At 69.5% G+C, this 8,036-nt stretch carries 7 protein-coding genes; 2 read left to right on the top strand and 5 right to left on the bottom strand.

The window, feature by feature from the left end:
- The 3 genes from Q0M60_RS05285 to Q0M60_RS05275 all read right to left on the bottom strand — a co-directional run.
- A partial coding sequence (locus Q0M60_RS05285; protein ID WP_296816876.1) for an electron transfer flavoprotein subunit alpha/FixB family protein occupies positions 1 to 822 on the bottom strand: 822 nt, incomplete at its 3' end.
- The gene (locus Q0M60_RS05280; RefSeq protein WP_296816873.1) at positions 822 to 1,586 is read right to left on the bottom strand and encodes an electron transfer flavoprotein subunit beta/FixA family protein; all 765 of its coding nucleotides are present in this window, start codon (positions 1,584 to 1,586) and stop codon (positions 822 to 824) included. The genes Q0M60_RS05285 and Q0M60_RS05280, both read right to left, overlap by 1 nt.
- Before the next feature lie 170 nt (positions 1,587 to 1,756).
- Entirely contained in the window at positions 1,757 to 3,889 is a 2,133-nt protein-coding gene (locus Q0M60_RS05275; RefSeq protein WP_296816870.1) for a M13-type metalloendopeptidase, read from the bottom strand.
- Positions 3,890 to 4,050: 161 nt separating this feature from the next.
- Here Q0M60_RS05275 and Q0M60_RS05270 point away from each other — a divergent pair, with 161 nt between their 5' ends.
- Positions 4,051 to 5,868 (top strand): cation:proton antiporter, encoded by a 1,818-nt coding sequence (locus Q0M60_RS05270; protein WP_296816867.1) that lies wholly within the window; start codon positions 4,051 to 4,053, stop codon positions 5,866 to 5,868.
- A 15-nt stretch (positions 5,869 to 5,883) separates the two neighbouring features.
- Here Q0M60_RS05270 and Q0M60_RS05265 read toward each other — a convergent pair whose 3' ends face one another.
- Both Q0M60_RS05265 and ubiG read right to left on the bottom strand, forming a co-directional pair.
- A complete protein-coding gene (locus Q0M60_RS05265) occupies positions 5,884 to 6,399 on the bottom strand; it encodes a PH domain-containing protein (RefSeq protein WP_296816865.1) in 516 nt (171 codons plus the stop codon).
- 59 nt (positions 6,400 to 6,458) lie between these two features.
- Positions 6,459 to 7,214 (bottom strand): bifunctional 2-polyprenyl-6-hydroxyphenol methylase/3-demethylubiquinol 3-O-methyltransferase UbiG, encoded by a 756-nt coding sequence (gene ubiG, locus Q0M60_RS05260; RefSeq protein WP_296816862.1) that lies wholly within the window; start codon positions 7,212 to 7,214, stop codon positions 6,459 to 6,461.
- A 61-nt stretch (positions 7,215 to 7,275) separates the two neighbouring features.
- On the opposite strand from ubiG, the gene Q0M60_RS05255 reads away from it, so the two are divergent.
- A partial coding sequence (locus Q0M60_RS05255) for an aspartate kinase (RefSeq protein WP_296816859.1) occupies positions 7,276 to 8,036 on the top strand: 761 nt, incomplete at its 3' end.

Genomic DNA, 8,036 nt, shown 5'->3' with positions numbered 1-8,036 from the left:
GACCTTCGAGTCCTTCATGCCGGCGAGGTGCTGGATGGCGCCCGAGATGCCGACGGCGACATAGAGGGCCGGGGCCACAACCTTGCCGGTCTGGCCGACCTGGTAGTCGTTCGGGGCGTAGCCTGCGTCCACCGCCGCGCGCGAGGCGCCGACGGCGGCGCCCAGCTTGTCGGCCAGCGGCTCGATGACCGCCTTGAACTCCTCGGCGGAGCCCATGGCCCGTCCGCCCGAGACCACGATCTTGGCCCCGCCCAGCTCGGGCCGGTCCGACTTGGTCTTCTCTTCCGAGACGAAGGTCGAGCCCTTGGCCGATCCCGCCTGCACGGTCTCGACCGTCCCGGAGCCGCCGCTCTCGCCGGCCGCCGTGAACGCCGTCGGGCGCACGGTGATGACCTTCTTGGCGTCCGAGGACTGGATGGTCTCCAGCGCGTTGCCCGCATAGATCGGCCGCACGAAGGTGTCGGCCGACACCACCTCGACGATCTCCGAGATCGGCGCGACGTCCAGCTTGGCGGCGATGCGCGGGGCGTAGTTCTTCCCGTCGGTCGAGGCCGGAGCCAGGATGGCGTCATAGCCGCCGGCCAGCGGAACCACCGTGGCCTCCACGGCCTCGGCCAGCTGGTTGGTCAGCCCCGCGCCTTCGGCGACCAGCGCCTTGCGCACGCCGTCGATCTTCGCGGCGGCCTCGGCCACGCCCTTGGCGCCTTCGCCCAGCACCAGGATGTCGATCTCTCCGCCCAGGGCCCTGGCGGCCGTGACGGTCTTGTGGGTGGTGTCGCGCAGCGACGCGCCGTCGTGATCGGCGATGACGAGAACGGCCATCAGAGGACTCCCGCGGTCTTGAGCTTGGCGACCAGGTCGGCGGCGTCGGTCACCTTGACGCCCGCGCCGCGCTTGGGCGGCTCGGCCACCTTCAGCACCTTCAGGCGCGGGGCCACATCGAGGCCGTAGTCGGCGACCGCCTTGGTGGCGATCTCCTTCTTCTTGGCCTTCATGATGTTGGGCAGGGACGCATAGCGCGGCGTGTTCAGGCGCAGGTCAGTGGTCACCACGCCCGGCAGGTCGATGGCCAGGGTCTGCAGGCCGCCGTCCACCTCGCGGGTCACGGTCGCCTTGCCCCCGCTGATCTCGACCTTGGAGGCGAAGGTCGCCTGCGGCCAGTCGAGCAGGGCGGCCAGCATCTGGCCGACCGCATTGTTGTCGCCGTCGATGGCCTGCTTGCCCATCAGGACAAGGTCCGGCTTCTCCTCCTCGACCACCGCCTTGAGCAGCTTGGCCACCGCCAGCGGCTCCAGGTCCTGGTCGGCCTGGATCAGGATGCCCCGGTCGGCGCCGATGGCGAGCGCGGTGCGGATCGTCTCCTGCGCCTGGGCCGGGCCGATCGAGACGACCACGATCTCGGACGCCGTGCCCGCCGCATGGTGCTCCTTGCCTTCCTTCAGGCGCACGGCCTCCTCGACGGCGATCTCGTCGAAGGGGTTCATGCTCATCTTGACGTTGGCCAGGTCGACGCCGGTGCCGTCGGCCTTCACCCGCGCCTTGACGTTGTAGTCGATCACCCGCTTGACCGGGACCAGGACCTTCATTCGCGCGCTCGCGTAGCTGTCGGAAACGTGGCGGGAGCCATGGCGCGCGCGTCCCGGCCTGTCAACGTGACGCGGGGTCAGGCAAAGCCGCCGTGCCGCCGCATCCGGCTGCCTGGGCGTAAAAAAAGGGCCGGAGCGCACTCCGGCCCTTTCTCAGGAGACTTCGGCGCCTACCAGAGGCGGACGCGGTCCTCCGGGGACAGGTAGTAGCGATGCTCCGGCGTCACGCCGAAGGCCTCGTACCAGGCGTCGATGTTGCGCATCGGGCCGATGACGCGGAACTGGGGCGGGCTGTGCGGGTCGGTGGCCACCATCTGCTGCATGGCGGGATCGCGGTACTTGCCGCGCCAGACCTGGGCCCAGCCGTAGAAGACCCGCTGGTCGCCGGTCGTGCCGTCGATCACCGGGGCCTCTGCCCCGTTCAGCGACAGGCGGTAGGCCTCAAGCGCGAGCGTCACGCCGGCCAGGTCGCCGATGTTCTCGCCCATGGTCAGGCCGCCCTGGACGCGGAAGCCCGGCAGCGGTTCGTACTGGTCGTACTGGGAGCCGAGGATCGCCGTCTGGGCCTCGAACCGCGCTTCGTCTTCGGGCGTCCACCATTCGCGGAGCGCGCCTGTGCCATCGGACTTGCGGCCCTGGTCGTCGAAGCCGTGGCCGATCTCGTGACCGATGACTCCGCCGATGCCGCCGTAGTTCACCGCCGGATCGGCGTCCGGATCGAAGAAGGGCGGCTGCAGGATGGCGGCCGGGAAGACGATCTCGTTCTTGGTCGAGGAGTAGTAGGCGTTCACCGTCTGGGGCGTCATGCCCCACTCGTCTTCATCGACCGGGCCGCCGAGGCGATTGAGGCGATAGGCCCATTCGAAGGCGCGCGACCGGGCGACGTTGCCGAACAGGTCATCGGCGCGGACCTCCAGGCCCGAATAGTCGCGCCATTCGTCCGGGTAGCCGATCTTGACGTTGAACTGGGCCAGCTTGTCGAGCGCCTCCTGGCGGGTGGCCGGGCTCATCCACTCCAGCGTCTGGATGCGGGCGGCCATGGCGCGGCGCAGGTTCTCGACCAGCTCCTCCATCTCCGCGCGGCTCTCCGGCGGGAACCAGCGGGCGACATAGGCGCGGCCCAGCGGCTCGCCCATCACGCCTTCAGCGAAGGACACACCGCGGCGCTCGCGGGTGCGCTGTTCGGGCTGGCCGCCGAGTTCGCGCAGCCGGAACGCATAGTTGGCGTCCGAGAAGCGCTGCGACAGGTAGGGGGCCGCCTGGTCGGTGACGTGGAAGGCCTGCCAGGCCTGGAGCGTCTCGAGCGGCGTCTCGGCGAAGGCCTGGGCCATCGGGCCGAAGGCGGTGTTCTGCGACACGATGAACCGGTCGTGGTCGCCATAGCCCGCGGCGCCGAGGAAGGCGCGCCAGTCGAAGCCGGGGGCGGCGGCTTCGAGTTCGGCCACGCTCATCGGGTTGTAGGTGCGATCGCGATTGCGGCTCTCGGTCTGGGTCCAGTGCGCCTGGGCCAGACGCGTCTCGAAGGCGACGATGGCGTCGGCCGAGGCAGCGGCGTTCTCCCAGCCAGCCATGGCCAGCATCTGCTCCACATAGGCGCGATAGGCCGCGAGCTTCGGCGCGAACCGCTCTTCCAGATAAAAGTCGCGGTTCGGCAGACCGAGGCCCGACTGGCCCAGATAGGCCTCGTAAACCTCCGGATTGCGGGCGTCGTCATTGACGAAGGTGCCGAACAGGGTGCGGCCGAAGCCGCCAGTAGCCCGGCCCATGAAGGCGGCGATCTCGGCGCGGTTGTCAGCGGCGCGGATCTGCTCCAGCAGAGGTTGGATCGGCTGGGCGTCGAGCTGGTCGATTCGGGCCTGGTCCATGAAGCTGCTGTAGAGCGCTGCGACCTTGGCCTCGTCGGACGCGGGGTCCAGCCCCTCGGCCGCCGCGAATTCCTGGACGAGGGCCATCATCCGGTTGTCGGACAGCTCGCGCAGCATGTCGAAGGAACCGTAGCGGGTCCGGTCGGCCGGAATCTCCAGGGCGTCCATGAAGGCGCCGTTGGCGAAGCGGAAAAAGTCGTCGCCGGGATGCACCGAGGTGTCGCGGCCCGCCAGGTCGAAGCCCCAGGTCCCGAAGCTCGGCGCCTCGACGCCCTCGATGCGGCCGACGGCCGGACCCTGGGCGGAGGCTTCGAGCCCGAACAGCGAGACCATGTCGCAGGTCTGGTCCAGGCAGACGCGGTCGTCGTGCTGGGCGGAGGCGGCGCCGGCCCACGCAAGCGTCAGGGCGCTGGCGGCCAGCAGGATGGATTTCTTCATCTGGGATTTCCTCGTGATCTTCGCGCTGGAGTGGCTGCGCGGCGCTCCTTCGGCGTCTCGGCCACCATAGAGGCCGGTTCCCGGACTCCGGTCTTAAATAATTTTCATGCGCGGTTCAGCCGCGCGCGCGGGGCGCGCATCTCCTGTGCTTTAGTGCGGCCATGACGCACGGACCGGCTCCCACCGAATACAAGGACATCGTCGTTTTCCTGGCCGCGGCGGGCATCCTCGTGCCCCTGTTCAGCCGGCTGAAGATCAGCCCGGTCCTGGCCTTCCTCGCCGCCGGCGTGCTGCTGGGCCCGGACGGCCTGGGCCGGTTCGCCGGAGAGTTCGAGTGGATCGGCCTGATCACCATCACCGACCGAGGACAGATGGCGCTCCTGTCGGAGCTCGGCGTGGTCTTCCTGATGTTCATGATCGGGCTCGAGCTGTCGTGGGAGCGCCTGCGCTCGATGCGTCGGCTTGTGTTCGGTCTGGGCGTGACCCAGATCCTGGTCTGCGCGGCGGTGCTGGCGGCCGTGTTCTCCCTGATGGGCCAGGACCTGGCGGCTTCGGTGGTGCTGGGGCTGGCGCTCGCCCTGTCGTCCACGGCTGTCGTAATGCCGGTCATGGCCGAGCGCGGTCGGCTCCGCACGCCGTCTGGACGGGCCGCCTTCTCGGTCCTGCTGGCCCAGGATCTGGCCGTGGCTCCGATCCTGGTCATGATCACCGTGCTCGCGGCGGGCGCCGCGACCGGCGAGGAGGGGCTTAGCCCCGAGGCGATCCGCACCGGCCTGCTCAGCCTGGTGCCTGCCGTGGTCGGTCTCGCGGTGATCGTGCTGCTCGGTCGCCTGGCATTGCGCCCGATGTTCCGGTCAGTCGCCAAGACCCGCAACGCCGAGATGTTCCTCGCCGCCAGCCTGTTCCTGGTGCTCGGCACGGGGATCGCCGCCCAGATCAGCGGCCTGTCGATGGCGATCGGCGCGCTCGTGGCCGGCCTGCTTCTGGCCGAGACGGAGTTCCGGCGCGAGGTCGAGGTGACGATCGAGCCCTTCAAGGGGCTGCTGCTCGGCGTCTTCTTCGTCTCGGTCGGGGTCGGACTCGATCTCGACGCCATCGCGGCCCACTCCCTGACGGTGGTCGGTCTGGCCTTCGGCCTGATCGCGCTCAAGGCCGCGGCGATCTTCGCCATCGCCAAGGCCTTCCGCCTGAGCACCGCCGCCGCGCTGGAGACCGCGCTGGTGCTCGGCCCCGGCGGCGAGTTCGCCTTCGTCATCCTGTCGGAAGCCATGGGTGCGGGCGTCGTCCCGCGCGCCTTCTCCCAGGGCGTGCTGCTGGCCGCGACGCTCAGCATCTTCCTGATCCCGATCCTGGCCGCGATCGCGCCGCGCCTGAACCGGCGCATGAAGGCCGAGCCGGTGCTGCCGTCCGCACCCGAGGGCGTCGAGGAACCGCTCGCTCGCGTGGTGATCGTCGGCTACGGGCGGGTGGGTCGTCTTGTCGGCGAGTTGCTCCGCGAGCACGGCGTGTCCTTCACGGCGGTCGACTCCGATCCGGTCCTGGTGGCCGCCGCGCGCCGCAACGGAGAGGGGGTCTGGTATGCCGACGCGGCCCGGCCCGAAATCCTGCGGCGGCTCGGCGTCGAGGACGTCCAGGCGATCGTCGTCACCATGGATGCGCCGACCAAGGTCGATGAGGTGGTGCGGGCCGCCCGCGAGGTGCGTGAGGACCTGATCCTCATTGCGCGGGCGCGCGACGAGCGCCATGCCGCGCGGCTCTATCGCCTGGGCGTCACGGACGCGGTGCCTGAAACGACCGAGGCCAGCCTGCAGCTCGCCGAGAACACCCTGGTCGACCTCGGCGTGCCCATGGGACTCGTCCTGGCCTCCATCCACCAGAAGCGCGAGGATTTCCGGCGAATCTTCCAGGCCGCCGCCCCTGACGACCGAAACCGGCCCACCCGCGCTCTCAGGAGCCGCGCCCAGGAAGGATCGGTCTGATCCGGCCCGGCGCCGTCAGTGGGCGCCGGGATGTTCGTCCTGGAACCGCTCCTTGGCGTTCAGCATGGCGCGCTTGAAGCCCAAGGGGTCGTTGATCATGTGAAGCGAGTTCGCCCCCTGCTCGCTGGCGGTCAGGATCTCGATGTCCCCATAACCGAAGATGCGGCCGATGAAGCTCTGCTCGGTCTTCACGTCGTTGAGTTTCTCGAGGAGGGAGTCGGCCACCTGCTTGTTCAGCACCCCCTCCATCTGGAGAATTCGCCGGCTGGTCAGCACGTTCATCCGGTTCGCCCAGACCAGGTGCTCCCAGGTCCAGAAGGCCAGCGGGATAAGGGCGCTGGCCAGGCCCCAGAGCCAGTAGGTCGAGCCGGTGGTGTAAAGCCAGATGGCGCCGAAGACGCAGACCGCGGTCAGCACGATCCAGAGGAGGGTCTTTCCGAGCAGGACCAGCCAATGGGGTCGGGTGATGAGCAGGACCGCCTCGTCGTCGGCCAGCACCTGCCTGAGATAGCCTCGCGCCTGTATCGCCATGTCCGGCACTCCCGTTCCGGCCGACTATGCCCGAGGCGACCTCGGGGCGGAAGCGGGCGTCAGGCGGGGGTTACGACCATCATGTAGTTGACCGAGACGTCCGTCGTTTCGGTCCAGCGCCCCTCCAGGGGTCGGTACTCCACGCCATAGGGCCCCGCGATGTCGTAGGGGTGGCCGGAGATGAAGCTGCGCAGTTCTTCGGGCTTGAGGAACTTGCTCCAATCGTGGGTGCCGGCCGGGATCCAGCGCAGGACGTATTCCGCCCCCACCTTGGCGAGCGCCAGGGACTTCAAGGTCCGGTTCAGGGTGGCCACGATCATCATGCCGCCGGGCGCCACCAGCGAGGCCGTGTCGATCAGGAAGGCGCTCGGGTCGGCGACGTGCTCGATCACCTCCATGTTCAGCACTACGTCGAACGGGCCGACGCCCTCGGCCTTGAGCCCCTCGGCGGTCGAGGCGCGGTAGTCGATGTCCAGTCCCTGCGCCTCCGCATGCGCACGAGCCGCGCCGATGTTGCGCTCCGAGGCGTCCACGCCGGTCACCTTGAAGCCCAGCCGGGTCATGGGCTCGGACAGCAGGCCGCCGCCGCAGCCGATGTCGAGCAGGCTCAGGCCTTCGAACGGGCGCGGCGCCTTCGGGTCGCGCCCGAAGCGTTCGGCGGCGCGGTCACGGATGAAGCCGAGGCGGACCGGATTGAACCGGTGCAGCGGAGCGAACGGGCCGGTGGCGTCCCACCAGCGCTCGGCCAGGGCCGAGAAGCGGGCGACCTCGTTCGGGTCGATGCTGGAAGCGGGCGTTTGCGGGGCGGCGGCCATTGCGCCCGCGTGATGGACGGCCTATCGCCCGCAGGCAAGCGGTTTGGGGCTGACGGACGGCATGTCGCGACTGGTGATGAAGTTCGGCGGGACGTCGATGACGTACCTCGAGCGCATTCGCCCGGCGGCCGAGCTGGTCGCCTCGGAAGTCCGCGCCGGAAAGCAGGTGGCGGTGGTGGTCTCGGCCATGGCCGGGATCACCAACCAGATGGTCGCCTGGGCCGACCAGATCGGCGCGGCGGCGCAGGGGCTGCCGCCCAGCGACGACGAATACGACGTGGTCGTCACCTCCGGCGAGCAGATCACCACGGGCCTGATGGCCATGATGCTGCGCAGCCTGGGCGTGAACGCGCGTTCCTGGCTGGCCTGGCAGCTGCCGATCCGCACCGACGACGCGCACGGCCGCGCTCGCATCCAGGACATCAACGCCGAGGCCCTAGGCCGCTCGATGGACGCGGGCGTCGTCGCCGTCATCCCGGGCTTCCAGGGTGTGACCGAGGTCAACCGGCTGACGGCGCTCGGGCGCGGCGGCTCGGACACGTCGGCGGTGGCGGTGGCCGCCGCGCTCGGCTGTCCCTGCGACATCTACACCGACGTGCCGGGCGTCTACACGACCGACCCGAGGATCGATCCCGGCGCCCGGATGCTCGACCGCATCACCTATGAGGAGATGCTGGAGCTGGCCTCCATGGGCGCCAAGGTGCTGCAGACGCGCTCGGTCGAACTGGCGATGGCCTACAAGGTGCCCCTGCGCGTGCTGTCGAGCGCGCTCAAGCCCGGCAGCCAGGACGGCGCCGGCACCCTGATCTGCGAAGAGGACGC

Source organism: Brevundimonas sp., from assembly GCF_024711105.1.
Lineage (GTDB): Bacteria > Pseudomonadota > Alphaproteobacteria > Caulobacterales > Caulobacteraceae > Brevundimonas.
Note: the sequence above shows the minus strand (reverse complement) of the source record. Positions and strands in the feature narration are given on the sequence as shown.